29 protein-coding genes are annotated in these 26964 nt (G+C 40.1%); 13 read left to right on the plus strand and 16 right to left on the minus strand.

Annotated elements, in window-relative coordinates; translation table 11 throughout:
• Window positions 1–127 precede the first annotated feature (127 nt).
• Window positions 128–550, plus strand: a complete 423-nt coding sequence (locus CZ809_RS19750; RefSeq protein ID WP_080159232.1) for a flagellar basal body-associated FliL family protein — start codon at window positions 128–130, stop codon at window positions 548–550.
• Between the two features lie 59 nt (window positions 551–609).
• On the opposite strand, the gene glpD is transcribed toward CZ809_RS19750, so the two are convergent.
• The 9 genes from glpD to ftsY all read right to left on the minus strand — a co-directional run bounded on the left by glpD (window position 610) and on the right by ftsY (window position 10850).
• Window positions 610–2145: a glycerol-3-phosphate dehydrogenase gene (gene glpD / locus CZ809_RS19755; RefSeq protein ID WP_080159233.1), complete on the minus strand. Its 1536-nt coding sequence runs from the start codon at window positions 2143–2145 to the stop codon at window positions 610–612.
• Window positions 2146–2376: 231 nt separating this feature from the next.
• The gene (locus CZ809_RS19760) at window positions 2377–3138 is read right to left on the minus strand and encodes a DeoR/GlpR family transcriptional regulator (RefSeq protein ID WP_080159234.1); all 762 of its coding nucleotides are present in this window, start codon (window positions 3136–3138) and stop codon (window positions 2377–2379) included.
• A gap of 120 nt (window positions 3139–3258) precedes the next feature.
• Window positions 3259–4629 (minus strand): glycerol-3-phosphate transporter, encoded by a 1371-nt coding sequence (glpT, locus tag CZ809_RS19765; protein WP_080159235.1) that lies wholly within the window; start codon window positions 4627–4629, stop codon window positions 3259–3261.
• A gap of 361 nt (window positions 4630–4990) precedes the next feature.
• A complete protein-coding gene (glpG, locus tag CZ809_RS19770; RefSeq protein ID WP_080159236.1) occupies window positions 4991–5830 on the minus strand; it encodes a rhomboid family intramembrane serine protease GlpG in 840 nt (279 codons plus the stop codon).
• Between the two features lie 111 nt (window positions 5831–5941).
• Window positions 5942–6262 carry a thiosulfate sulfurtransferase GlpE gene (gene glpE, locus CZ809_RS19775; RefSeq protein WP_080159237.1) on the minus strand — a complete coding sequence of 107 codons (321 nt, stop codon included), beginning with the start codon at window positions 6260–6262 and terminating at the stop codon, window positions 5942–5944.
• A 547-nt stretch (window positions 6263–6809) separates the two neighbouring features.
• The gene (gene rpoH, locus CZ809_RS19780; RefSeq protein WP_080159238.1) at window positions 6810–7670 is read right to left on the minus strand and encodes an RNA polymerase sigma factor RpoH; all 861 of its coding nucleotides are present in this window, start codon (window positions 7668–7670) and stop codon (window positions 6810–6812) included.
• Between the two features lie 178 nt (window positions 7671–7848).
• Window positions 7849–8781, minus strand: a complete 933-nt coding sequence (gene ftsX / locus CZ809_RS19785; RefSeq protein ID WP_080159239.1) for a permease-like cell division protein FtsX — start codon at window positions 8779–8781, stop codon at window positions 7849–7851.
• Window positions 8771–9439 carry a cell division ATP-binding protein FtsE gene (gene ftsE / locus CZ809_RS19790; protein ID WP_080159240.1) on the minus strand — a complete coding sequence of 223 codons (669 nt, stop codon included), beginning with the start codon at window positions 9437–9439 and terminating at the stop codon, window positions 8771–8773. The genes ftsX and ftsE overlap by 11 nt, the downstream gene beginning before the upstream one ends.
• A gap of 4 nt (window positions 9440–9443) precedes the next feature.
• A complete protein-coding gene (gene ftsY, locus CZ809_RS19795) occupies window positions 9444–10850 on the minus strand; it encodes a signal recognition particle-docking protein FtsY (RefSeq protein WP_080159241.1) in 1407 nt (468 codons plus the stop codon).
• An 84-nt stretch (window positions 10851–10934) separates the two neighbouring features.
• On the opposite strand from ftsY, the gene rsmD reads away from it, so the two are divergent.
• Together rsmD and CZ809_RS19805 are read left to right on the plus strand one after the other, a co-directional pair.
• The gene (gene rsmD / locus CZ809_RS19800) at window positions 10935–11540 is read left to right on the plus strand and encodes a 16S rRNA (guanine(966)-N(2))-methyltransferase RsmD (RefSeq protein WP_080159242.1); all 606 of its coding nucleotides are present in this window, start codon (window positions 10935–10937) and stop codon (window positions 11538–11540) included.
• Window positions 11537–11803 carry a DUF1145 domain-containing protein gene (locus CZ809_RS19805; protein WP_036789251.1) on the plus strand — a complete coding sequence of 89 codons (267 nt, stop codon included), beginning with the start codon at window positions 11537–11539 and terminating at the stop codon, window positions 11801–11803. Before rsmD ends, CZ809_RS19805 begins: the two co-directional genes overlap by 4 nt.
• 65 nt (window positions 11804–11868) lie before the next feature.
• On the opposite strand, the gene CZ809_RS19810 is transcribed toward CZ809_RS19805, so the two are convergent.
• Window positions 11869–12186, minus strand: coding sequence for a putative signal transducing protein (locus tag CZ809_RS19810; RefSeq protein ID WP_080159243.1), 318 nt, complete (start codon window positions 12184–12186; stop codon window positions 11869–11871).
• Window positions 12187–13044: 858 nt separating this feature from the next.
• A complete protein-coding gene (locus CZ809_RS19815) occupies window positions 13045–13401 on the minus strand; it encodes a DUF4145 domain-containing protein (protein ID WP_235865986.1) in 357 nt (118 codons plus the stop codon).
• A gap of 186 nt (window positions 13402–13587) precedes the next feature.
• Between CZ809_RS19815 and CZ809_RS19820 the strand changes: the two genes are divergently transcribed.
• Window positions 13588–13920: a DUF2500 domain-containing protein gene (locus CZ809_RS19820; protein ID WP_080159245.1), complete on the plus strand. Its 333-nt coding sequence runs from the start codon at window positions 13588–13590 to the stop codon at window positions 13918–13920.
• 51 nt (window positions 13921–13971) lie between these two features.
• On the opposite strand, the gene CZ809_RS19825 is transcribed toward CZ809_RS19820, so the two are convergent.
• Both CZ809_RS19825 and CZ809_RS19830 read right to left on the minus strand, forming a co-directional pair.
• Window positions 13972–14976: an acyltransferase gene (locus CZ809_RS19825; RefSeq protein WP_080159246.1), complete on the minus strand. Its 1005-nt coding sequence runs from the start codon at window positions 14974–14976 to the stop codon at window positions 13972–13974.
• Window positions 14977–15132: 156 nt separating this feature from the next.
• Entirely contained in the window at window positions 15133–15855 is a 723-nt protein-coding gene (locus CZ809_RS19830) for an SDR family oxidoreductase (protein WP_080159247.1), read from the minus strand.
• A 206-nt stretch (window positions 15856–16061) separates the two neighbouring features.
• Here CZ809_RS19830 and CZ809_RS19835 point away from each other — a divergent pair, with 206 nt between their 5' ends.
• The 3 genes from CZ809_RS19835 (at window position 16062) to CZ809_RS19845 (ending at window position 18531) form a co-directional block, all read left to right on the plus strand.
• Entirely contained in the window at window positions 16062–16919 is an 858-nt protein-coding gene (locus tag CZ809_RS19835) for a LysR family transcriptional regulator (RefSeq protein ID WP_080159248.1), read from the plus strand.
• Window positions 16920–17030: 111 nt separating this feature from the next.
• A complete protein-coding gene (locus CZ809_RS19840; protein ID WP_080159249.1) occupies window positions 17031–17918 on the plus strand; it encodes a patatin-like phospholipase family protein in 888 nt (295 codons plus the stop codon).
• A 136-nt stretch (window positions 17919–18054) separates the two neighbouring features.
• Window positions 18055–18531 carry a Dps family protein gene (locus tag CZ809_RS19845; RefSeq protein WP_080159250.1) on the plus strand — a complete coding sequence of 159 codons (477 nt, stop codon included), beginning with the start codon at window positions 18055–18057 and terminating at the stop codon, window positions 18529–18531.
• A gap of 155 nt (window positions 18532–18686) precedes the next feature.
• Here CZ809_RS19845 and CZ809_RS19850 read toward each other — a convergent pair whose 3' ends face one another.
• Together CZ809_RS19850 and rhtB are read right to left on the minus strand one after the other, a co-directional pair.
• Window positions 18687–19913, minus strand: a complete 1227-nt coding sequence (locus CZ809_RS19850) for an EAL and HDOD domain-containing protein (protein WP_080159251.1) — start codon at window positions 19911–19913, stop codon at window positions 18687–18689.
• A gap of 65 nt (window positions 19914–19978) precedes the next feature.
• Entirely contained in the window at window positions 19979–20596 is a 618-nt protein-coding gene (rhtB, locus tag CZ809_RS19855; RefSeq protein WP_080159252.1) for a homoserine/homoserine lactone efflux protein, read from the minus strand.
• 202 nt (window positions 20597–20798) lie between these two features.
• On the opposite strand from rhtB, the gene CZ809_RS19860 reads away from it, so the two are divergent.
• Entirely contained in the window at window positions 20799–21767 is a 969-nt protein-coding gene (locus tag CZ809_RS19860; RefSeq protein ID WP_144396213.1) for an alpha/beta fold hydrolase, read from the plus strand.
• Between the two features lie 164 nt (window positions 21768–21931).
• Complete coding sequence (locus tag CZ809_RS19865) at window positions 21932–22735, plus strand: Cof-type HAD-IIB family hydrolase (protein ID WP_080159253.1); 804 nt, start codon at window positions 21932–21934, stop codon at window positions 22733–22735.
• 71 nt (window positions 22736–22806) lie between these two features.
• Here CZ809_RS19865 and CZ809_RS19870 read toward each other — a convergent pair whose 3' ends face one another.
• Window positions 22807–23265, minus strand: coding sequence for an EVE domain-containing protein (locus CZ809_RS19870; protein ID WP_080159254.1), 459 nt, complete (start codon window positions 23263–23265; stop codon window positions 22807–22809).
• Between the two features lie 61 nt (window positions 23266–23326).
• Here CZ809_RS19870 and CZ809_RS19875 point away from each other — a divergent pair, with 61 nt between their 5' ends.
• From CZ809_RS19875 to potE, 4 genes are all read left to right on the plus strand, one after another.
• Window positions 23327–23746: a COG3650 family protein gene (locus tag CZ809_RS19875; RefSeq protein ID WP_080159255.1), complete on the plus strand. Its 420-nt coding sequence runs from the start codon at window positions 23327–23329 to the stop codon at window positions 23744–23746.
• An 81-nt stretch (window positions 23747–23827) separates the two neighbouring features.
• Window positions 23828–24409, plus strand: coding sequence for a tRNA-uridine aminocarboxypropyltransferase (locus tag CZ809_RS19880; protein ID WP_080159256.1), 582 nt, complete (start codon window positions 23828–23830; stop codon window positions 24407–24409).
• A 130-nt stretch (window positions 24410–24539) separates the two neighbouring features.
• Entirely contained in the window at window positions 24540–25007 is a 468-nt protein-coding gene (locus tag CZ809_RS19885; protein WP_080159257.1) for an outer membrane lipoprotein, read from the plus strand.
• 692 nt (window positions 25008–25699) lie between these two features.
• A partial coding sequence (gene potE / locus CZ809_RS19890; protein WP_080159258.1) for a putrescine-ornithine antiporter occupies window positions 25700–26964 on the plus strand: 1265 nt, incomplete at its 3' end.

The following is a 26964-nucleotide window of genomic DNA, read 5'->3' on the forward strand; positions in this document are numbered from 1 at the left end:
GGTAGAAAGCGGTTAATTTATTACCATATTGATCTGCTATTGTAGCAAGAGGTAACGACTTCGAATATCGTTAACGCTAGTAGATTACACCTTGTTGCGTCTAAATGTCCCTAACTGCATGAGTATCATGATGAAAAAAACTGTTTTTGTAGTAAGTTTCTTGATGGCGATAACATTCCTTTCGCCAATCACTTATGCAAAACAGCCCGCAACTGAGTCGGCTCAGTCAGGTATTACTTATTACACCTTAACACCTGATATCATAACTAATTATGTTATTAATGGTACTCGTCTCGGGTATATTCGACTCCAAGTTGACTTAATGCTCACCGACAATAATCAACGGGCTAACATTGAACACCATGCGCCACTGATTCGCGATAGCATTATCAGCATTATTAACCAACAACCGGAACAACAAATAAAATCCTTAGCTGGACGTGAAAAAATTCGTCAGTTAAGTAAACAAAAAATTAATCAATTATTAGTTGTTGAAACGGGTCAGACCGCGGTCAATGAACTGTTGTTTACTAAGTACTTATACCAATAATTACCCATAAAAAAAGCGCCCAAAGGCGCTTTTTTTATAGCCGTTTTTTATAATAATGGCTATGCGGCGGCGATCACTGCTTGTGGTTGGTGCTCAGTAATATAATCACCAATCAATTGTTGTTGTAATGGCGTTAAATACAAACCTAATTTACTTCGACGCCATAGCGCATCAGTTGCGGTTTGTACAAACTCATACGCCATTAAATAATCCAGCTCACACTGATAAACCCCTTCACCGAAATGTTGTCCCATTTCAGCTTCAGTGGTGATTCCAGCAAATAACGTCTCTGCTCGAATACCATAATTATGTGCGATGCGCTGACAAGTAAACGTCGTTAACCATGGGTACTGTTGCTGCAACTGTGCGGCTAATTTATCACCATCAAAATTAGCACTGCCCCCTGGCAAATAACTGTCTTTAGTCCAAGATGGGCCCATTTGAGAATAAAATGGCGCTAACTTAGCTAACGCTGATTCTGCCAATTTTCGATAAGTAGTGAGCTTACCACCAAAAACCGACAGTAAAGGCGCTTCATCTGCTTGCTGCTCTAACTCTAAGGTATAATCACGTGTCACCGCTTGTGGGGAATCGGATTCATCATCACACAATGGTCGAACGCCACTCCAACTCCATACCACATCTTCTCGCTGGCATTGGTGCACAAAATGGTTGTTATACACCTTAAGTAAATAATCAATTTCTTGATCATCAATAGCGACATCACGTGGATCACCATGGTATTCAACATCGGTGGTACCTATCACCGAGAAGCGATCCAAGTATGGAATCACAAACACAATCCGGTTATCTTCATTTTGAAGAATATACGCTTGTGGTTGATCATGCACTCGTGGCACCACAATATGGGAGCCTTTAATTAACCGAATATTACGTGGCGAAATCAAATCAGTGCTGTGATCATAAAACGATTTCACCCAAGGTCCGGTCGCATTCACCAACCCATGCGCATAACGTTGAAAAACCTCACCCGACAACTGATCTTTAATGGTGACACGCCACAAATCCCCTTCTCGAACGGCTTGTTCTACTCGACAGCGATTGCGTACTTCAGCGCCTTTTTGGTCAGCTTCCATCGCATTTAAAATCACCAGTCGCGCATCATCAACCCAGCAATCAGAGTATTCAAAACCTTGTTTAATCGAGGGTACTAATACTGATTCAGCACCAAATGATAACCCTTTACTGGCAGGGAGAGTGGTGCGTTTTCCTAGGTGATCATATAAGAATAATCCAGCACGAATCATCCATGCGGGACGTAAATGCGGTTGATGTGGCAATCGAAAACGCATGGGTTTGGCAATATGGGGCGCTTTTTTAAGTAGCACTTCCCGCTCAGCTAAGGCTTCTGCTACTAATCGAAATTCATAATGCTCAAGGTAACGTAAGCCACCATGAATTAACTTAGAGCTTGCTGATGAGGTCGCAGAAGCAAAATCATCTGCCTCATAAAGACCGACACTCAACCCGCGACCTGCGGCATCAGCAGCAATGCCAGTACCATTAATGCCGCCACCAATCACTATTAAATCTAACGTTTGACTATTTTCGAGGCCGCTTAATGCTACTGTCATAATATTCACACCTATTCAATCAAACATAACAAAACGAACTATAAATGTTCGTTCGAAAGTAATTAATTTGATAATAGCGTATATATTGATCTAATCCAGCCTTAGTTAATATTGTTGTGACATAAGTTTGATCATTAGCGCAAATTTGATGTTTATCGCTATTTGGGCAAAAAAAACGGGCTTCTTTAATAGAAGCCCGTTAGTGCAGTCTTTATTTATCGCGGTAAGCGTTTACACCACCACTTCAAAATGGATCTCATTTTCCTGCAACCGTTCAACAAGGCTGACAGGAGGAAGTTGGTCAGTAAACAGCATATTAACTTGGCTAATATCGCCTAAATTCACCATCGCATTACGACCAAATTTAGTATGATCAACACCTAACATCACACAGCGACTATTTTCAATGATCGCTTGCTTAACGCGAACTTCATGGTAATCAAAATCTAATAATGAACCATCAAGATCAATACCACTGATACCTAGAATGCCAAAATCTAACCGAAATTGTGACACAAAATCGAGAGTTGCTTCACCGACAATACCACCATCACGATTACGTACCTCACCGCCGGCTAAAATAACGCGAAAGTCTTCCTTCGCCATCAATAAACTGGCGACATTCAAGTTATTGGTGACAATCCGTAAATCCTTATGATTCATTAACGCGCGAGCCACTGCTTCTGGAGTGGTACCAATATCAATGAATAAGGTTGCGCCATCTGGAATATGACTCACCAATGCTTGAGCAATACGATCTTTTTGCTCTAATTGTAATACCTGACGGGTGGTATAAGCAGTATTCACTGAACTGGAAGGAACCGTTGCACCACCATGATGACGGCGAATTTTATTTTCATCAGCCAATTCATTAAGATCACGACGAATAGTTTGTGGGCTTACATTAAAACGTGCCACAAGATCATCCGTACTGACGTATCCCTGACTCATAACTAAATCAATAATTTCTTGATGACGTTTACTTTGCTTCACGGCTGAGAAAGCTCCTATCTATACCTGCCATATTCAGCAATGAAAGGTAATAAAAACAAGGCTTCGCCAATGCGAAGCCTTTTTATATTACCTACAGCTCAACTAAGAAGCCAAATTTAATCACCCATTTTGCTGTTGTAACTCAAGTTGTTGCTGTTTATAGGCCTTCTTTTCACCAATCATAGTGATAATAAAGAAGAAAATAGCAAGCACACACGAGGCCGTTAGAACAATAAAGCCACCATCCCAACCAAAATGATCAACGGTATAACCAAGCAATGCGTTTGCAGCAACCGCCCCCCCTAAATAACCAAATAGCCCGGTTAATCCAGCGGCGGTTCCTGCGGCCTTTTTAGGTGCCAGTTCTAACGCATACAAACCAATTAACATTACTGGGCCATAAATAAGGAAACCAATCGCAACCAATGCCATCATATCGACACTTGGATTACCCGGAGGATTCAACCAGTAGACCAATACCGCAACGGTCACTAGGGCCATAAATAAAATTCCGGCAGGCGCACGACGACCTTTAAACAGCTTATCAGATATCCAACCACATAATAATGTGCCCGGGATCCCTGCCCACTCATAAAGGAAATAGGCCCATGATGATTTATCTACGGTAAAACCTTTAGCTTCGCCTAAATACACGGGAGCCCAATCTAAAACACCATAGCGAATCAAATAAACAAACGCGTTCGCAATCGCAATGAACCACAATAATTTATTATTAAAGATATATTTAAAGAAAATTTCTTTCGCCGTCATCTCTTGTTCAAACGACTTATCATAACTTTCAGGATAATCATCTTTGTATTCTTCAATCGGTGGTAAACCACAAGATTGCGGAGTGTCACGCATCACTAAGATGGTAAACCCAGCCACCAGCAGCGCAAAGAAAGCCGGAACATAGAAAGCAGAACGCCAATCATCATTAAACGCCCATAAACCAAATATAAATAATGGACCAATTAAACCGCCACCAACGTTATGGGCCACATTCCATACCGAAACCAATCCACCTCTTTCTTTATGTGACCACCAGTGAACCATGGTTCGCCCACACGCTGGCCATCCCATCCCTTGAAACCAGCCATTTAAAAATAACAGCACAAACATCGCTGTAATGCTGCCTGTCGCCCATGGCATAAAACCAAAGCACAGCATCACTATCGATGACAATATCAATCCTGAGGCTAAAAAGAAGCGAGGATTGGATCGATCCGATACATTCCCCATTAAAAATTTAGATAAGCCATAAGCAATTGATACTGCCGCTAACGCAACCCCTAATTCACCGCGACTATAGCCATATTCTTCAATCAAATAGGGCATTGCTAGCGAAAAGTTTTTACGCACTAAATAGTAACCGGCATAACCAAAAAAAATACCAACAAACAATTGCCACCGTAACCGCTTATAGACCGGATCAATACTGCCATCAGGCAAGCGCTGTTTATGCGCTACGGGGGTAAATAAACCAAACATAGATGTTCCTTTCTGTTATCTCACTACTGTAGGGCAGCGTGTGCCGTTGACGTATATCAATACGTTGCTGGCATCTTATGGGGATTGTTTTTGGATTTAACACTACAAACAATCGTTTTATTTTCGATATCGATCAAAACAACACGAATTATTGCGCGAATGGTTGATTAAAAATGTGAAAACAGTCAAAGACAGACAGATAAATATGAATAGATATGAAAATAACGCGGGTTTATATCAACATTGGACTCACTATCAAATAATCAACAGCTTTAGTTAATATCAATATAATAATCACTACCACAGTGATATTAGTAGGCTTAACATCACCGTGGTAGTTGCAGGGGAAACAAGCACAAAGCTAGTGTTTAGAACGCAGTAATTTAGCATCCACGAAAGCAATCGCACAGCCAGTTAATAGTCCCATTAGATGAGCCATATTGGCAATTGCAATCCCAGCCGGTTCAGCAAAACCAATAACAAGCCACACCAACATAAACACCACGTAAGAGCGAGCAATCACTAACCCACGCTGTGGTGCAAGCCAACCCATCCACCAGATATAACCTAATAAGGCATAAACGACTCCAGATAAGCCACCAAAATTAGGTCCATCCAACCAGAATTGACCAAAACCTGAAATCAATGATGAGATCAAAAATAACTGGACGAGTTTTGCAGAGCCACTATGGCGTTCAATCTGCCCACCTAAAAGCCACCACCACAAACAGTTAAAAATCACATGCAGCGCTGAGAAATGGAGCAAGGCATGACTAAAATAACGCCACAGCTGCCATTGATCGCCATTCATAAATGGGAAATGGAACCAATTAAATAACAGTGATTCAAACCCTAATAACCACAATCCGTAAATAACCAGTGATGCCACCATCACCAATAAGGTAAATGGACCCGCTTGCGCTTTGACCATCGACACTAAACTAGGGCTGGAATAATCAAATTTTGCAGTACGGCTTTCTGCAACTTGCCATGATGCTTCTTGATATTTACTATCATTGGGATTAGCAATAAATGCCTTTAATTCAGCTTCGGCTTCTATCAGATATTGGCTATCAGATAACCATAGTGCGAACTTCCCTTCAGGCTCTGGCGCTAAAGTCAGTTCAATACCTCGCGAAGCCATATAATCAATAAATGCTTGCGCATGACGAGGGTTATAAAATTCAGCTAAGCGATGCATAGTTATCACTCTAATGGGTAGGACATAAATAAGTAGTAAAAACGGCAACGTGTAACTTAAATACACGTAACATCTGCCAATTTATTCTTATTTTATCAATGGCAAACTTAACTAAGCTTGTACCATAGGTAAGGCTTCACGACGCCAAGCTTCAAAACCACCATCAATGCTATACACCTGCTCATACCCCTGATTAGCTAAATATTGCGCGGCGCCTTGACTGCTGACACCGTGATAGCACATCACTAACAATGGTTGTTCAAAATCAACTTCATCCATCAATGTTACCATTGTATCGTTAGTAAGGTGAAAGGCTGCTTGAGCATGCGCTAGTGCATAAGACTGGGGATCGCGAATATCAACCAATACGGCTTGTGGTTGTTGTAATAATTGCAGGGCATCTTGTACTGAAATATGTTGAAACTGTTCCATGGGTCTTCCTTTTAAGAGTGACAATATCGTGAATAGCAATGGCTGAAATGCTATTTATGATCACGATCGATGCTATCGAAATGAGATCGACAACACACGATCCTGACAATTGATCTGCTCAAAACGGCAGTTAATGACTATTGTACCTCAGCTTAACTGCGGTATCTCCCACCAAAAAATAAGGTTTTATCCACATAATAACCATCCGTAACAACAATAACAGTTCAATACCAACAAGGGGTTATTGCTGATTATAATTACCAACCGCACACAAAGTAACCACCTGTGGAAAAATCTGTGGATTGCGTTGATAATGTGGTTTGCTATAAAAAGATCCACTATATGTAGATCGGATCCTACTATAAGCTGTGGATAAGTCAGCTAAGCATACACACAACTATTCACAAATGTGACCTATGACACATAAAATCAGGTAGATAACCGCAGCTGATCAAGTCACGATTATCCACCGCCAATTAAGGCGATCAACAGCTACAAAAAAACCGACACTAAGGTCGGTTTTTATTGCATCGATTAATGACACTTATTAGTAAAAATCACCAACGGCATCTTTAAGCTTCTTCATGGCATTTTTTTCTAGCTGACGAATACGCTCAGCAGAAACGCCATAACTATCAGCTAAATCTTGTAGCGTCGACTTTTGATCGTCAAGCCAGCGCGAACGAACAATGTGCTGACTTCGTTCATCAAGACTGGCTAATGCTTGTGATAAGCGATTATTGGCATGATTTTCCCAATTACTTTCTTCATAACTCAAGGCAACATCTGAGCCTTTATCTTCAAGGAAATAAGCGGGAGCCATCGGCGTTGAGTCACGTTCATCGTCATCATTTTGCATTTCAAACGTCGGATCTTGTGCCGCTAAACGTGATTCCATCTCACGTACTTCAGCCGGCTCTACACCGAGCTGTTCAGCGACCATATTGACTTCATCATTATTAAACCAACCTAAACGCTTCTTTGATTTACGTAAATTAAAAAATAATTTCCGTTGCGCTTTGGTGGTAGCAACTTTAACGATACGCCAATTACGTAGTACATATTCATGGATCTCAGCTTTGATCCAATGTACCGCAAACGACACCAATCGAACGCCGACTTCAGGATTAAAGCGTTTAACCGCCTTCATCAAGCCAATGTTGCCTTCTTGAATTAAATCAGCAATAGGTAAGCCATAGCCAGAGTATCCACGCGCAATATGCACTACGAATCGCAAATGGGACATCACTAATGCTTTAGCTGCGTTAATGTCACCGTCATAGTGTAAAGCTTCAGCGAGCTCTTTCTCACGCTCAGGCGTTAGCATTGGATAACGGTTTACAGTCTGAATATAACTTTCAAGACTATCCGCCGAAACTAGAACTAATTTCGACATCTCATTTGACATTCGAAAACCTCGTGTAATTTTTGTGCGATCACAACGGTTATTGAGCATATGCTAACGTTGTGTGAACCGACAATGATGCCTGTAAACATAGTTAAAATGCAAGCCGTAGCGCAAATATATATGCTTATAAGCAACATTTTTTCTTATCGTGTTGTTTTAAAATCCTTAACAACAGCGCTTATACCGGGTTAATTTCACGCAAATGACGCCCAGCTGCTAAACGAGCAGCCATCAGACCAAGGAAGGTGGCGACCATTATCATGATCAAGCTTTCATCCCAACTAAGTCCCAACATTCTAAAATTACTGCCATATAAATTAGATAGCTGTGCAACAGCATCACCTAATAATAAACTCACTCCTTGGGTTAACCCCCATGCAATTAATGCGGCAATCAAGCCATACCACACCCCGACATACAGATAAGGGCGTAGAATATAACTATTGGTTGCACCCACCATTTTCATGACTTGGATTTCATCTTTATGGCTAAGCACCTGTAAACGCAGCGTGTTACCAACAATTAAGAACACTGCAAATAACATTAAGCCTGACATTAATAACGCTAATGCAATCGCTAACTGTTGAATAGCGGCTAAGCGCTGTAGCCAGTCACGATCTAAACGCACTTCTGCAACGTGATTTTGCTGGCCTAATTTTGAAGCTAATTCATTGGCTTTAGCCGTTGTCTGCCAATCACTTTTCGGCTCAACAATCACTACCGCGGGTAAAGGATTATTTTGCTCGTCAAACAAACTGAGGGCTTTATCAAAGCCACCATTTTGGCGGAACTGTTCTAATCCTTGATCGGCAGTAATATATTTAACGCTATTAACTTGTGACCAGTTTTTAATTTTATCAGCCAGAGCCTGACCATCGTCATTAGTCGTATCATGCTGTAAATACAAAGTTATTTGACTTGGGTTTTGCCATGCGTCAGCAACTGCTGTAATATTTTTTGCCATTAAATAAAAAGTACATGGCAAGGTTAATGCGACAGCTAACACCGCAAGGGTTAAAAAATTCCCCAATGGACGGCGAAACATGTCTTTTAATGCAGAGCTTGCTTGTTGGCGATGAATTGCAAAAAAACCAATAGATTTACGCGCCATGTGCAAGCTCCCTTAAATTACCTTTATGTAGATCTAAACGACGATAATCACGGCTAGCAAGCAATGAGGTATCATGCGTTGCCATCAATACGGTGACACCAACGCGATTAAATTCTTCAAATAATCGCAACACTTGTTGTGATAATTCTGCATCCAAGTTACCCGTTGGTTCATCAGCCAACAGTAACATTGGTTTGTTAACAACAGCACGCGCAATACCCACGCGCTGTTGCTCACCACCAGATAATTGGATAGGCAAACATTTCGCCTTATCCAATAATCCAACTTTATCCAACGCTGCGCTCACACGACGTTTGATATCATGTTCATTCATTTGCTCAACCCGTAATGGCAACGCAATATTATCGAAAACACTGCGATCCATTAAAAGCTTATGATCTTGAAAAATAATACCAATATTGCGGCGCAAAAATGGGATTTGCTTATTTGGCAATCGAGTGATGTCGTGACCATTGAACCAGATCTTGCCGTCACTTGGACGCTCAAGGGCACAAATTAACTTCAGCAGGGTACTTTTACCGGCCCCAGAGTGACCCGTTAGAAAAGCCATATCTGCTGGTTTAAGGTGAAAATCTACTTTTTGTAGGGCTTGCCTACCACCACGATAAGCTTTACTTACCTGCTGAAATCGAATCACTTTATTATTCCTCGTTGCTAAATAACGCTTCTATAAACTCATCGGCCGCAAACGGTCGTAAATCATCAATCCCTTCACCAATACCAATATAACGAATCGGAATATTAAATTGATCAGCAATTGCAAAAATAACACCACCTTTAGCAGTACCATCTAATTTAGTAATAGTGATCCCCGATACTGGCGCCACTTCACTAAATAATTTGGCCTGACTAATGGCATTTTGACCTGTACCAGCATCTAATGTCAGCATAATTTCATGCGGTGCTTCGATATCAACCTTCTGCATTACTCGCACAATTTTACGCAACTCTTCCATTAAGTTGCCTTTGTTTTGCAAACGCCCTGCGGTATCAGCAATAACAACATCAATGTTTTTCGCTTTAGCGGATTCAATCGCATCAAAGATCACTGACGCACTATCGGCACCGGTATGTTGAGCAATCACGGGAACATGATTACGCTCACCCCAAACTTGTAACTGCTCAACGGCAGCTGCACGGAAAGTATCACCTGCCGCCAACATTACCGATTTGCCTTCCGCTTGGAATTGCTTGGCTAATTTACCAATAGTGGTCGTTTTACCGACACCATTTACGCCAACCATTAAAATAACATACGGCTTTTTGGTCATATCAACCACTAATGGTTGCTCAACCTTTGCCAGCATTTCACCCAACTCATCTTTTAATAAACCGTATAATGCTTCACCATCATGCAATTCACTACGAGACGCTTTATCTGTCAGGTTATTAATGATCTTTAATGTGGTATCCATCCCCACATCAGCAATTAATAATTGCTCTTCTAGTTCTTCAAATAACTCATCATCAATTTGTTTGCCACGGAACAAACCAAAGAAACCAGCACCAAAGTTGGTTTTTGTGCGTTTTAAACCACGCATTAAACGGCTAAAAAAGCCTTCTGATTTTGGTTTTTCTTGTTCAACAGCAGTGGTAACCACAGCCACATCAGTATCATCTGTCGTGGTAATTGTCTCACTACCACTTACCTCTTCAGCGGTTTCCTCTACTGATGTTAGTAATAACTCACTATCATCATTAGGTTCATCAGCTAAAGGTTTTTTGGTATTGGCTGCGATTACATTTTCATCATCAATGACACTGTCTGTTACTAAGGTGTCTTTTTGATGATCATTTTCTTGCAACGTTGCAGCCAATTGGCGATCATTCGTTTCAGCTACTAATTCTGATTCGATGGGTGTTTCTAGCTCAAGTTCATGATTATGACTGGCTTTCAACGGCTCATCGTCAGAGGAATGTGTTGATTGTTGGCTATCAACCGAGCCATCAACTACTGATTGATCAGTAGCTTGTTCCTTTGGTGCGTCGTTATCTTCAGAGCTAAATCCTAGCCATGAAAATAATCCGCGTTTCTTTTTTTCTGCCATTGGCAAATCCTAGCGCTTGATTGGTACAATTTACGGCCTAAAAACAGGTGTATACTATCATTTTCTTAACGGTCAAAAAAATCTATGACGCAGCGAAGACAGCAAACAACTCGCAAAACACAAAATAATCGTCCTGGTGGGTTCGTTAGAATCATCAGCGGACAATGGCGTGGACGCAAATTACCCGTTCATGATGTCGAAGGACTCCGTCCAACCACTGACCGTGTCAAAGAAACACTTTTCAACTGGTTAGCGCAAGACATTTATCAATCTAAATGCCTTGACCTCTTTACTGGTAGTGGTGGTTTAAGTTTTGAAGCACTTTCTCGTGGTGCAGAAAGCGTTACGATGCTTGAGCTTGATAAAAAAGCCGCCGCACAACTTGAAATCAACCTCAACACAGTAAAAGCGACCAATGCCACCGTAGTAAATGGCGACAGTTTACGCTTTTTGTCACAAACAGGTACGCCACACGATATTATTTTTATCGATCCACCGTTTAGAAAAGATCTTATTCAGGATGTTATCACAGCGTTAGAAAATAATGGCTGGTTAACACCACATGCAATGATTTATATTGAAGCAGAAAAGGAATTAGGTCAGTTGGCAATCCCTAGCCACTGGCATTTACATCGCGAAAAAAACGCAGGCCAAGTGTGCTACCGTTTATTTGCTAGAGAGGAACCATGAAAGCACTGATCATTACTGCCAAAATAGCGATAGCCTTAGTATGGCTGATATTATTTATTAACATCGTCCACCCTTTCCCTGGGGTTTCTGCAATAGCACTTTATATCATGACCGCATTTTTATTCATGATGCACGGTTTGCAAATGCTGATTTTCGTTGGTGCGTTTGGTGATAAAATCAATATGTCTCGTTGGGAGCATTGGTCAATTTTAATTTTTGGTATCTTCGCGCTGCTTGATATTCGTCGCAAGCACATGATGTAATATCCATTGAGCGGGCAACATCACTGGTGCTCGCTTTTATTTCTTTTATTCCAAACACTGACGCATTATTCTTCACGATCATGCTGACAATGCCAACATAATTCAAATTGCCCCTGATTCACTTCACCACAATGACCACAATACCAATCAAGATAATCGTTACGTAAATAATTACCAATCACCACTAACGCTTGTTGCCATTGAGACCCGATCACCCATAACTGCACCTCAACCACACTCATCGGTAACTCTCCTGCTGCCGCGGCCAATGCTTCCCCAGTCAACCGTACTGATATCCCTGTGTTTTCTAACAATCCTTTTAAACTATGTGCTTCTAAACTATTGCCTGCGCTATATACACATTGCCATTGTTGATCCGTCATACTCCTGCTCCAATAAACGGACTAATCATCATTTAAAGATAGCAATAGATAATCAAATCTCTGTCTCTAATATTAAACCCATTTTATGATGTCAGTAGCCAAATCACTACGTAAAGTAAATAAAACAACCTCACCAAAACACATCAAAACCCCAAAAACAACCAATATAAAAATAAAAACCCACTCAAAAAAAGCAATAAAATACAAAAGGTTATTTTTTAAATATCACAAAAAAAACAAAAATAATATATAAAACCAACCAACATTGAATAAACAGATAAAAACAACGTATTAAATATTTAAAAATAATGAAAAACCAACAACTTAGCTGTTTTTCATACAAAACCTATAACCCCCAAAAATGATAAATTTAAAAAACAACACCAAAACAGCATTACAGTTAAATATCTCCATTTTTTGCGTATTTATAACAAAAATCATTAAGAGTGATAATCAACCCTCACAATAAAACAAAAAACCGCATTAAAAACAACGAGTAAACCAAATAAGGAAAGCAAATAACACTAATTAACATAAAAATAACACCAAAGAAAACACTGTTTTAATGGTGATAAAAGGCTTTTATTGTCACTCTAAAATGTTTTTATCCAAGATAATCACCACTCATCCTTGTCAAAACGGTTAAAAACATGTTATCTTTGTTGTCAAGATAAAAAACACACCACCTCCAAGGATTGAAAACATGCTGACACATTCACAAAAACAAGGCCTTGTAATGATTGCTGTTGTTGTTGGTCTAATGACACTACCTATTATTTACTAAGCCTCATTCAAGAAACAAAAAAATAGCGCCTAATGGCGCCATTTTTTTATCTATACCCTGAATATTCAGCATTGTTATAACGTAATGTGCTGCCAATGATAAAAATAGAACCCCAACGCCGCTAACGTAATCCCACCCAAAAGCAAAACAGCAGCTCCCCACACTAAGCGACTACTGCGTGGCATTAATTCCATTTCACACTCAGAACATAAATCCATAAACAATTGATAATTCTCAGTATCAAAGCCATCTTCCGTCATTAACTTCTGATGTATTACATTGATTTTATTTAATTTACTAGAGATTTCATCAGGAAAGCGATTATCACAACTCTCAACTAATTGAGTTAAGTCAGAGCCTTTCGCGTGATAATGTTGGCGTAATAAGTCTTCTAACCGACGTGATCTCTCAATGACTTGTTCAATATCCATCATCACCTCCCTAAATATTCAATTATGATTACCTTACCTAAGCTACCCATTCAACATAGTGTTTTAGTAAAATAATTGTATTCAGATCACGATTTTATTATCCATAGTTAGGTATGTATAAATTTGCTGTGAATAATATCGCTGTATTTATTTAATATAGCTGATTAACGACCAAGGAGCTTGGAGATGCCGACATGGATTATTGTCGTACTATGCCTACTATTACTACTGGCATTAACCTATTTTATCTATAACTATCGCCGTCATATCTTAGGTATTGATGCACCAGAAAAAAAGATTGAAGTTCAGATTTTAGATAAACAAAGTAACCGTATTATTGGTGCCCAACCAGGAGAGGAAGATGAAGAATATTGGTTTTATGTACAACCGTTAACAGGGGGGCCTAAACGTGAATTCATGATTGGCATTCATTATTACCATGCGCTTAATCCTGGGGACATCGGCACCATGACCTACCGTGGCCAACAATTCATTCATTTCGCGTTACAACGCCAATAAATATCGCACTGTTTGCTCATTGTCTAATGAGCAAACAGATGATAAATGCGGTTATGGCACCAACCACGCCGTATAACGATGACGACTCAACAACCAACTGGTCGCTAAAGCTAAACTCGCAGCAATTAATGTCCATACTGGAATCGCAATTAATGGATTGGCAAAATAAAGATCATATTGACGTAATGGCCACAAAAAGATCGGATGGATCAAATACACACCAAGGCTATATTTACTTAACCAGCCTAATTTAGTCTGAGTCGACGCACTAAACTTATTACTCACCGCTCGACAAAGTAAGAATACCGTTGCTGCAACCACCGCTGTATTCAAGGTTTTATATGACATCCAGCGAGCGACTTTATATTCATCAGCAGCAAAACTATGACTGATCACATTATAGTCAGTTACGACAACCGCAATCAGTGCTAATGGCAATAACACCTTTAAACTTGGCCAACGGTATTGATACAGGCAATAACCAAGTAATAAATAGCCGCTATATAATAAATAGGTTTCACTCCATAAACCGTCAATATAAAACAGATATAAACCGGTGATCAGCAGCCATACCATAATGACCCCCTTCACTTGTCCTGGTTCTGCTTTTTGTACCCACCACTGAATAACCGGAATAACCAAATAAAGCGGAATGAAATAATAGAAAAAACCAAGATGATAATAGGTTTCATGGGTCGGTAGTTTTTTCAGTACCGACCAACTTAATGCGCTATCAAAACCATTAACCGTTAGACCAGAGAAGAAGGCATAGAACACCGACCATACTAAAAAGGGAATCAGTACTTTGCCAAACCGACGTTTAATATAGTAGACGGGATCAAAAGAACGTTGATCACTAAGCATAAGAGCACCAGTGATCATAATAAACACCGGTACAGCCCAGCGACTAAGGCTATTAAACGTAATTGCACTCATCCACTGCCAATCGGGTATCTGACCAATTTGATCTCGATAGGGGCCAAGGACATGGATCACGACAACTGCCAAGGCAGCAACCACTCGCAGTAAATCAAAAAATCCTATTTTTTCTCTCACCAATGGCCCCTTATATAAAAAGCAGATACAAAAAAGCAGAGCCATAATCATTTACGGCTCTGCTTTGAATATAGCAGTCACTTAGCAGCAAGTATCTATCACAGTGATGAATTAACCGATAACTCACTCATTGTTGACAGCAATTTTACCTGATAGTTAAGGCTGTTGACGTGTGGCAGCTAATACAATTTCACGCACACATAAATTTTGAGGCTGGTTATAAGCATAGCTAATCGCGTTGGCAATATCTTGCGGTGCAATTACACCCCCCATGCCTTGTTTCCATTCTTGGTAGCCTGCTTTAATCGCATCACTACTAGTATGGCTTAATAACTCAGTTTCAACAGCGCCAGGGGCAATAGTAATAAAGCGCACATTATCATCTGCCACTTCTTCACGAATATTTTCAGTGATAGCGTGTACCGCAAATTTAGTACCGCAATAAGCTGCATGATTAGGGAATGTTTTACGACCAGCGATTGAGCTGATATTAATAACAGTACCTGTTTTACGTGCTTTCATGCCCGCAAGAACCACATGAATACCGTTTAGCATCCCCATTACATTGACATTAAACATGGTTTGCCATTCGGTAGGATCCTGCTCATCAGCAAGACCAAGTAGCATCATACCAGCATTATTAATTAAGCAATCTACTGGGCCAAATTTTTGCTCAGCTTCAGCAACTGCCGCCGCAATTGCTTTAACATCCGTTACATCTACTTTGCGGCACAATGTATTAGGTAGGTTTAGTGCTTCCATCGCTTCAACACGACGTGCTAAAAGTAATAGCGGATACCCTTCCGCAGCTAATTTACGCGCAGTAGCTTCACCAATACCTGAACTTGCACCCGTGATCACAACTAAAGATTTCGACATGTTTTTTTTCCTCTAGAATAAACCGCACTATTGATGCAGCCAGCTAAGATGCTGTTGATGGCAATAACTATAGAACGAATTACCACAGCTGAAAAATATCTATTTCCTTGGTTTATCATCAACAAAAACTATGGATAACAACAAACCGTCATAAGTTTCAGCAATGTGATAGGCTAACAAGGTCTTTTTCAATCGAGTATTAACGGATGGATTTACGCTTATTACGATTTTTTATTGCTGTTTATGAAGAAAAAAATATCACCTTAGCCGCAGAACGATGCTGTGTGTCTCAACCATCAATATCGAGTGGCATCAAGCAATTAGAGCAAGAGTTAGCGACTCAGCTTTTTATTCGTCATAAAAAAGGGGTTAACCTTACCGATGAAGCACACTACCTTTATCCATTAGCGATTCGATTGTTAAATGACGTTAATACCCTGCCGCAACTCTTTCAGCAACGTACTGAACGTTTACCGCTAACACTAGCTAATTTTGCCGATCTTAGCCAAAGTCAGTTAGCGATTGTATTAGCACAACTGCACCAGCAAATTCCTAATCTTTTAATTGAATTAGTCGATCATGATAAAAAAGCCGATGCGCGATTAACACTAGACATGTTCAAAGCTGAAGATGAGATTTTTCTGCCATTATGGGATGAAGATTATGTGCTGTGTATGTTGCCCGATCACCCACTAGCAAGCCTAACTAGCGTATCGCCACAGCAATTACACCAACATGATTTTATTGAATGTCCGCCGTGTGAGGCTCACCAACAAACCATAGGCTTACTGGCATGTGATGGTCTATCGGTTAATTTAGTGGCAAAAGCTGAACATAAAACCCAAGTAATGCATTTAGTACAAGCTGGATTAGGGATCTCTTTTCTACCAACGGGTGTCCTAGAAAGTGCGACCCAATTGGTTACTGTTCCTCTAGAAGGTCCACGTATGTTCCGTCGCTTAGGGTTATGCTATCCCGCCACTAAAACGTTAAATCCAGCGTTAGCAGCTTGCATTAAAGTATTAAGTCAACAGGTTGCAATTGACCATCAATCCAATGGTTAAGTTTTACCTATCACAGCAATAAGAAAAATCGAATTTTTTATTGCTGTAAATCTGTTTATTCTGAAATTAGAGCAAAGTCAGTTAAATAGATTAAAATAAATAGGTTATGCAATGAATACAATCCAACCCACTTCCCATGCCTTGGTTGTCGAAGGTGGTGCAATGCGTGGCATTTTTGCTAGCGGTGTACTTGATGCATTCCTTGAAAATAACTATTTACCGTTTGATTTTGCTATTGGCGTCTCAGCCGGAGCGACAAATTTAATTGGGTATTTAAGTGGTAATTACGGCCGTAGCCATAAGATCATTACTCAATATTCTCGTGATCCCCAATTTATTAATTTTTCTCGTTTTACCCATGGCGGTCATTTAACCGATATTGACTGGTTATGGCGCACAACTTCACGTTATTTACCGTTAAACCTACTCAAATATGAACAACGTCAAATTCCCCTTTATGCGACCACAACCAATCTAGAAACAGGTGCCGCTGAATATATTAAGGTAACGCGGCATAATATTATGCCGCTAATGGAAGCAACCTGCGCCCTACCCGTCGCTTATCGTCATAATCCAACCATTGATGGCGTTGCAATGAGTGATGGCGGTATTGGCGATTCAATTCCAGTTATTGAAGCGTATCGTCGTGGAGCACGTAAGATCACGGTAATTTTATCAAAACCACTAGGGTTTCATAAACACGACACCAAATTACCATGGCTAATCAAATCAATGTTTCATGATCACCCAGCCTTTGCAGAAGCCGTGATGACGCGTCCTAGCCGTTATAATGCAGCGCTTGATTTCATTAATCATCCGCCAGCAGATTGCACCATTACCGTTATTGCCCCTAATCACAATTTCCATGTTGGCCGCCTAACTCGCAACCTCAATAAATTAGAACAAGGTTACTTACAAGGAAAACAAGCAGGCCATCATGTCTGTGGCATTATTCCTTGTGAAGGTGATCATTGCGATCCTGAACCGTTAGTTGCCTAAGCCATCGTGCATTCATAGATTAAATCTATCATTACAATAGATAGCAACAGTTATATCTATCAAGACTATTTACCTATACTAACTTCATCAAAACAAAACCTGCTTTTGTTTTTAACCATTTTATGAGGAATGTACCATGGCTCACCAAACCAATTTAATCGGTCTTGACAGTGATAAAGCCCAAGCGCTGGCTGCTGACCTCAATCAACTGCTTTCTAACTACCAAGTATTTTATATGAATACTCGAGGTTACCATTGGAATATCAAAGGCCAACAATTTTTCGAATTGCATTTGAAATTTGAAGAAATTTATACTGATTTGCAAATCAAAATTGATGAATTAGCAGAACGTATTTTAACCCTTGGTTACACACCCGATCACAGCTTCAGTCGTTATTTAACGGCAAGTGACATCAAAGAACACCAAAATGTCAGTGATGGTCAGCAAGGAGTGCAAGGCTTAGTCGATGGATTCAGCATTCTACTTGGTCAACAACGTCGCATTCTTACGGCGGCAGGCGATGCAAGTGATGAAGGAACAGCGGCATTGATGGGCGATTATATTCGCGAGCAAGAAAAATTATTGTGGATGCTTAACGCTTATCTGCAATAACTAAAATTAACACTACAAAATGTTAGTAAACTAGTCACTGGCTAACATTTAAAAATATACGAGTGTCATACCCGTGTATTTCTATCCAAGGCGATCCGCCTGACTAACGCAATACATTATATGGTTCTTTTGGGGTCTTTACGGCCCCGTTTTTTTTATTCATTTGAATAATCAAGTTGAGTACATTTTTCTGCCCATGCAACGGCTTGTAAATAACTCTCTTGTACTTGCTGTTCTGATACTCCTAACTCACCAGCGGCTAATGTCACTTGCTGCCAATCCGCTTTATCAAAAGCATCAACAACATTAAGCACCATCCCTAAGTCTCCTTGGCGATGTAATAATGCCAGTTTAATATGTGGCTGCAGTTTTAATAACACCAATAATTCAGCTAACGAGCTATCTAATAACGCATCCAACAATGAGAACATTCCTGCCAAAAAAGCTTGTTCAGGCGGTATCATTAATGAGCTGTAATGTACCAATTTCTCACACATTTTGGCACGTTGTAATGACAGTACATACAAAGCTTTAGGCTTATCTAATGCTGCATGTGCAGTGGCAACAACGCCAACAAACATCCGTAATTTTTCTTCGCCTAAATAAACTAAAGCCTGATGAAAAGAGCTGATCGGCTCAATCAAGCGTCGGTTTGCATTATTCACATAACGTAATAACAAATAAGATAATGACACATCACTACTGATGATCATTTCAATATCGGAAAAATTCACAGGCTCAGTACTAATAGCCTGTAATAATTGAATAGTTGTTAACTCAGAGGAGGCAACTTTGCGTCGTTTAAGAAGCTCAGGGCGACTAAAATAATAACCTTGGAACAGGTCAAACCCAGCAGTAAGAGCAACCTGAAAGTCATCATATGATTCTACTTTTTCAGCTAAAAACTTCACCTTCATATGATGATTATTACGCACAAAATCACACGCTTTATCCAAGCCAAGCATCAATAGATCAAGCTTAATAATATGTACATAACGAAAGAAACGTTGCCATCTTACATCGTATTCAAAATCATCCAGCGCAATAATATAGCCTTTGTGGTAAAGATGTTTGATGGCTGAAAATAATTCATCATCGGGAATGCAGGTTTCTAATATTTCAATAACCACTTTGCTCTTTGGTAACAGTAACGGCATTAAACTCACTAAGCAATGTTGAGGAAAATTAATGAAGTTTCGTTGTCCTTTAAAAGTACGTTCATTACCAATTGCCATATAATTTTCAAGTACAAGCCGACATGTTGCTTCGTTAGCCTCTATTACAGGAAAAGCATTGCACTCTCCATTACGAAATAGCAGCTCATGACCAATCGTTTGTTGACGACGGTTAAAAATGGGCTGACGAGCGACGTAAGAAAACATTGTAATAATACCTTTTAGATCACAGCGATTAATGACACATTAATTCAAGACTAACCCCACTTTTATTACGCACGAGCCAATGCAAGCAATGCTCCACAACCAATAAACATCGAACCAAAAATACGATTAAGACGCGTCATTATCGTAGCTGAACGAATATAGTGGGTAAAACGTGACGCCAAGCAGACATAAAACAACATTACACTGGCATCAATCACCAATGTCGTTATACCTAAAATTAATAATTGTGGTAATTGTGGCTGCGTAGCGTTTATAAATTGCGGAAATAGTGCCACTAAAAAAACAATCGTTTTAGGGTTAGTTAAATTCACCAAAACTGCACGCTGAAATAAACATCCAGCAGTGACTGACTTATCAACATTTTCAAGTGATAACGCATTGTGCTCACGCCACTTTTGAATACCTAACCAGACTAAATACGCGGCACCAATCCATTTTATCAGCGAGAAAGCCACTGCTGATTGCGCTACTAATGCACCTAATCCGACTCCAACAAGCACGATATGAACCGCCATTCCCAATTGTAACCCCACAATAGATGCTAACGACTTACGCCAGCCATACACCATGCCGTTACTGATGGAATTAACCGTTCCAGATCCTGGAGCAAAACTAAATACGATGGCTGCAACAACATAGGTTAGCCAAATCTCCACACTCATTGATATTCCCTTATTATTGTATCAAGCTATTATAAGGCTGTGTTATACCTCGACATTAGATAAACAAGCAACTTATTGCTTTATTACGCGGTGGGCAATAAATAAGGTATACTGGCAAATATGATAATAAGCAACGAGATAGCTCGTTCGCAAAACTATCATTCAATTCTTTGCCTCGTAGTTCACAACTTTCGGAAACGTTATGACCCACTCCGCCTTGCATTTTTCACAAGAAGCTAGCTTCAGTAATATGATGGCAGGCCCAATTACTGCGCTATGGCAACAACGGCATGAAGGCACGTTGCAAGGTGTCAATCAGTGCCAATTAAGTTGGGTTAGTTTAACGCCGGGTACCAGCAATAAAGTCATTGTGATTGTGAATGGGCGCATTGAAAGTTACTACAAATACCAAGAACTATTTTTTGATTTAATCAATCAAGGCTACCATATTTACGCCCTTGATCACCGTGGCCAAGGCATGTCACAACGATTAACGGCGGATCCTGAAATGGGGTATGTTGATCAATTTGATGATTACGTTACGGATCTGCATACCTTCATCACCGATATTGTCAAACCTCAAGGTTATCAACATCACTTTCTATTAGGTCATTCGATGGGGGGAGCTATCAGTAGTCTACTGCTTGCTCGTCATCCTAAACTGATTGATCGAGCGGTATTAAGTGCACCAATGCATGGTATTCATCTTAAACCCAGTTTGCGTTTTTTTGCTGAGCCATTAGCACGCTTTAATGATTACATTCATCGCCAACCCACTTATGCACCAGGACAACGCGCTTACTACCCAAAACCGTTTGCAAATAATCCACTGACACACAGCGAAACGCGTTTTCAATGGAGCAAAAGTTTATACCAACAACAACCCCAATTACGTTTAGGGGGTGCCAGTAATCGTTGGGTGTGGCAAAGTATGGCCGCGACCCGTCACTGTATTGCTGAAGCTAAGAACATCATCACTCCAACCTTAATATTACAAGGTAGTGCCGATCATATTGTCGATAACCAAGCCCATTATCATTTCTGCCAACACACGCCTAATTACAGTCAAATAGTCACGATCGCTGATGCTCGTCACGAATTATTATTTGAAAAAGACCAATATCGTAATATTGCTTTAATAGAAATTTGCAACCATTTTGCGGCATCATAATAGTAAATAAATTCAAAAAGACTACGCCATCACAAAAATAAAAGCGGAAATATTTATTACTAACATCAACCCCTTTTTATCTCTCATAGTAGTTTAAGATTAGCGACTCACATTTGATCTCGTTATCTTTATTTTCGCTACATTTCTATTTATTGAGAGTTTTCATGTATCAAATCGTTGCTTCAGATTTAGATGGCACCTTACTAAATCCCGACCATAAAATTGCGCCATTTACTCGCGATGTATTACAGCGCCTTGACCAACAACAAATAAATTTTGTCTTCGCCACTGGCCGTCATCATATCGATGTCGAAGAAATACGTGAAAAATTAGCTATTCCAGCTTATATGATCACCTCTAATGGTGCTCGCGTACATAACAGCCAAGGCGAACTGGTCTTTCAACAAGATCTAAGTGCTGACGTTATTCGTGGTGTAATTGAACTCGCTAAAGACGATCCTGCATTACATATTCATATGTATTGTGGCGATCAATGGCTTTTAAATCATGATAATGAACAGCTAAAAGAGTTCCATGATAGCTTTAGTTATCACTTGTATGATGCCAATAATCCCCCAGTAGAAAACGTGGCTAAAATCTTCTTTACTCGTGATGACGAAGATCATGAAGCGTTAGTGAAATGGGAACAGTGTTTCAATACCCATTTTGGTGATAAAGCCAACGTCGCCTTTTCAACTCCCTGGTGTCTTGAAGTGATGGATGCGGGAGTGTCAAAAGGTCATGCACTTAAAGCCGTCGCTGAAGCTCTGGGTTACCAACTGGCTGACTGTATTGCATTTGGTGATGGTATGAATGATGCTGAAATGTTAGCAATGGCCGGTAAAGGTCTGGTAATGGGAACCTCACACGAAAAAGTGAAACAGGCATTACCAAATAATGAAGTTATTGGCTCGAACGCTGACGAAGCAGTAGCACATTATTTAGAACAGCATTTATTAACGCGCTAATTTGGCCGTTTTTATGCTTGAAAAATCTAAATCAGTGACATTCATAGCGCTCTATGTTGTCACTGTTTTATTTAAAACTGTCCCGTCATGGCTAATATGTGTTGCCATTGCGCCGCTGTTACTGGCATCACACTGAGTCGATTGCCTCTTTTCACTAATGGCATTTCAGCTAACTCAGGCGTCTTTTTCATTCGTGCTAAGCTTACTAATCGCAAATGTTGTTGGTATTCAATATCCACCATTACCCACGGTGGTTTTTCACAGCTGGCCTTGGGATCAAAATACGCACTTGTTGGTTCAAATTGAAAATGATCAACATAGGCTTCTTTCACCACTTTCGCGATACCAACCACACCGATAGCTTTGCAAGAAGAATGATAAATCAGCACTAGATCACCACATTTAACCTCATCGCGTAGCATATTTCTAGCTTGGTAATTACGCACCCCTTCCCATGGTGAAACTTTTTGTTGTTTTAAGGTGTCTATTGAAAAGGTATCTGGTTCGGTTTTAAATAACCAATACGCCATAGATTTTCCCTCATTACGCTAATTTCAATGTTGAAATTGAGCCTACCATAGAGAGTACATAATGCCATACCCACGTTTATCACTTGCATTACTGCTAGCGGCAACCACCTTATCGGGCTGTGCTAGCTGGATACCCGCTGCTTTTAAAAGCGATCCTGCAGAGTCACAATGGGTGGGAAATTATAAAAGTGATACTGAAATGGGTCTAACGACACATCTTCACTTAGCTGACGATCATGACGCAACAACGACTTACACTTATACTAATGGTGATCCTGGTTTATTAGAAACAGGTCATTGGCAAGCAATCAATACCACCACAGTCAAAGTCACAATGACTACCCATCAAGGACGCCCATTAAATAGCGAACGCATTTATAGTTATGATCCTCATAGTGAACAATTAAGCACAAAACAAGAAACTGTCGATGGTCAAACTTATGAACTTGGCGTTGAAGGGTTAATTCTGCAACGCCAATAACGATCAATATTATTCTCTATCGTGACTCAAAGGTGGCGTTATGCCACACTGCCACCTTTATTGTTTACTATGAGAAAAATCATGGCTTGCCAGCGTTGCGGTTTTCAATTTAATTGTATTTGTGACATCGAACCACAATTACAATCAGCGGCCGATTTTATCCTGCTAACTCATCCTCGTGAATGCAACAAAGACACTAATACTGGCGTATTAATGACTCGAACTCTACCCAGTTGTCGCGTTGAAATGTGGCACCGCACACAACCACCACAACGATTACTAGACCAACTACAAAATCCTCATTATCAAGCATGGTTAGTCTTTCCAAGTGATGAACAACATTTGGCACAACCTTTAACATTACCAACAGCAACTGATGCAAAAATATTATTAATAATTCTAGATGCAACTTGGCAAGAAGCCCGCAAAATGGTGCGTAAAAGTCCATGGCTAAGCCAATTACCTCGTATTGCAATCACCCCTCAGCAGACATCTAACTACGCTTTGCGTCGCAATCAACAACCAGGACATCTATGTACCTGTGAGGTCGGTATTGAATTATTAAATTTATTGCAACAACCTCAAGCGGCACAACAACTACAAACCTATTTTAATCATTTTATTAATACCTACCACGCCGATAAAAGTGGTCACGCAAAATAACCACCGGTTGCGATTAAACTATCTAACAGTTGTTTTTGTAATATCAGATTTACTGCTTTATTTTCTAAATAAAAAGGCTCAAATTAGAAATAACCATTTTATACACCGTATTTTTAGTGAAGCAGATACCATGAAAACCAAAATTCTTGCTGTAGTAATAATAGCTTCGACCTTAGGTCTTGCAGGCTGTGCGGCCAATCCTTATGGCAATGCCTACAATGTAAATGATGCTCGCCAGATGCAACAAGTTTACTACGGTACAGTGGTGCGAACCCAAGCAGTGACGCTAAACGGTAATGGTAATGGCATCGGCACCTTAGCTGGCGGCGCAATTGGTGGCATTCTTGGTTCTGGCGTTGGCGGTGGTAAAGGTGCTGAAATAGCCTCTATTGGTGGCGCATTGCTGGGGGGGTTCTTGGGCAATGAAGCAGGTAATCAAGTAACCAAACACAATGGAGTTAACTTAACCATAAAAATGGACAGTGGTCGCACGGTATCTATTGTGCAACAAGTTAATCCTCAAGTTATGTTTCATACCGGAGAGCGAGTACAAGTTAACCTTAGTGATGATGGTACTTCGCGAGTAACACCTGCATAAAAATAGTGCCATTATTTTGATAAAAGGAGTTGCGACTCCTTTTTTATTATTCAAAAAAAGCCATATTTGAAAGTCATCACTGACTAAAAGCCCTTGCTATTCCTCGGTAGCTTCATACCAATCTGTACGTTTATTGGTAGGTAATCCTCTCAAAGATAGAGAGTCGCGGTTATTATGGCGCATTATTAGTAAAATAAATGCCCACATAACAAGGCATGCAACCTCACTATTAATGCATAACTATTTTATGCTTACAGTTGCAAATGTGGAGTTTGTAGCATAATCACTATCTAGTTATCAGTTCAAGCTACTGTTATTAATGCTTTTTAATTATTAATCCTTATAGCCTCATAATGGAATGTTAATTTTCACGAAATGAAGCGATCGAATAACGATACTCTTTATTAAATTACTCTCTAAATATGCAACGTTTCTTTGCGCTTTTACGGTTTTTTTTTTATCAAAATAGCAGCATCATAGCACTCGTTAAATAAGTAAACGGTGATGAGATTAAATAATTCCAGCAATGAAAAAGTATATTTAATTTATTTTTTTGGTTAGGTAAGACAATCAAAAAAATAATTTAATTATTTATCGGCGTTGAATTTTTTAATTAGCATGACTTTATTTTCATTACGATAAATAAACTATTTTTATAGCGTTTATATCCTCCTCAATCATAGGTGAATATAATGTCATCAGATACTGGCACTAAAAAAATGGGTCTTGTCGGCTTAACTGTACTTGTTGCAGTTAACATGATGGGTTCCGGTATTATTATGCTACCAGCAAGCTTGGCGCAAGTTGGTGCAATCTCAATGTTATCTTGGGTTGTTACTGCGCTAGGTGCAATGTGTATTGCTTACACATTCGCTAAATGTGGTGCATTTTGTAAACGCTCTGGCGGTATGTCAGCTTACGCAGAAGAAGCACACGGAAAATCATCTTTCTTCATCTCTTCTTACACTTACTACGTGTGTTTGGTGATTAGCTGTGTTGCTATTGCCGTTTCTTGTTTAGGTTACATCAAACCCTTTATGCCTTGGCTTGATACACCTATGCACACTTTCTACGGTGTAGTCGCTATCCTTATCTTCACTATGGTAGCTAACTTTGGCGGTGCGAAAATCACAGGTCAAATCTCAACCTTCACTGTTTGGGGTATTATTATTCCGGTTGCTGGTCTGTCTATCATCGGTTGGTGGTGGTTCGATCCACAAACATTCATGAACGCATGGAACCCACACCACGACACTACAATGCACTCTGTATCTTCTGGTATCGCATTGACTTTATGGGCTTTCCTAGGTATTGAGTCTGCAGGTGCTAACTCTGATGCGGTTGAAAACCCAGAGCGTAACGTACCACTTGCAGTACTGTTTGGTACTGGTTTCGCAGCGATTGTTTACATTGCTTCAACGGGTGTTATTCAAGGTATTATTCCTAACTCAGAACTAGCAGCATCAACTGCACCGTTTGGTCTTGTATTCAGCCACATGTTCAACCCAACAGTAGGTAACATTGTTACACTGGCAGCAGTTGTTGCATGTCTAGGCTCACTACTTGGCTGGCAGTTCACTAACGCCCAGGTTTCTAAAGCCGCGGCTGATGAAGGTCTATTCCCTAAAATCTTCTCTAAAACAAACAAAGCAGGTGCACCGATTGCAGGTATGTTAATCATGCTTGCGGCTGAGATTATTCTTGCAGTAATGACTATCTCTCCTAACTTGATCAGTCAGTTCAACGCACTATTGAACCTAGCCGTATTCATTAACATGGTACCTTACATCCTATCGATGACTGGCCTTGAAGTACTACTTCGTAAAAACGTGGTATCTCAAAAGCAATACCGTCTTGGTGCAACCGTGGGTACATTAGCGGTTCTATACAGCATCTACGGTGTGTACGCTTGTGGTGCGACAGCCGTATTCGGCGGTACTATCCTGACACTGCTTGG

Origin of the sequence: Photobacterium piscicola (assembly GCF_900166965.1) — a bacterium.
GTDB lineage: Bacteria > Pseudomonadota > Gammaproteobacteria > Enterobacterales > Vibrionaceae > Photobacterium > Photobacterium piscicola.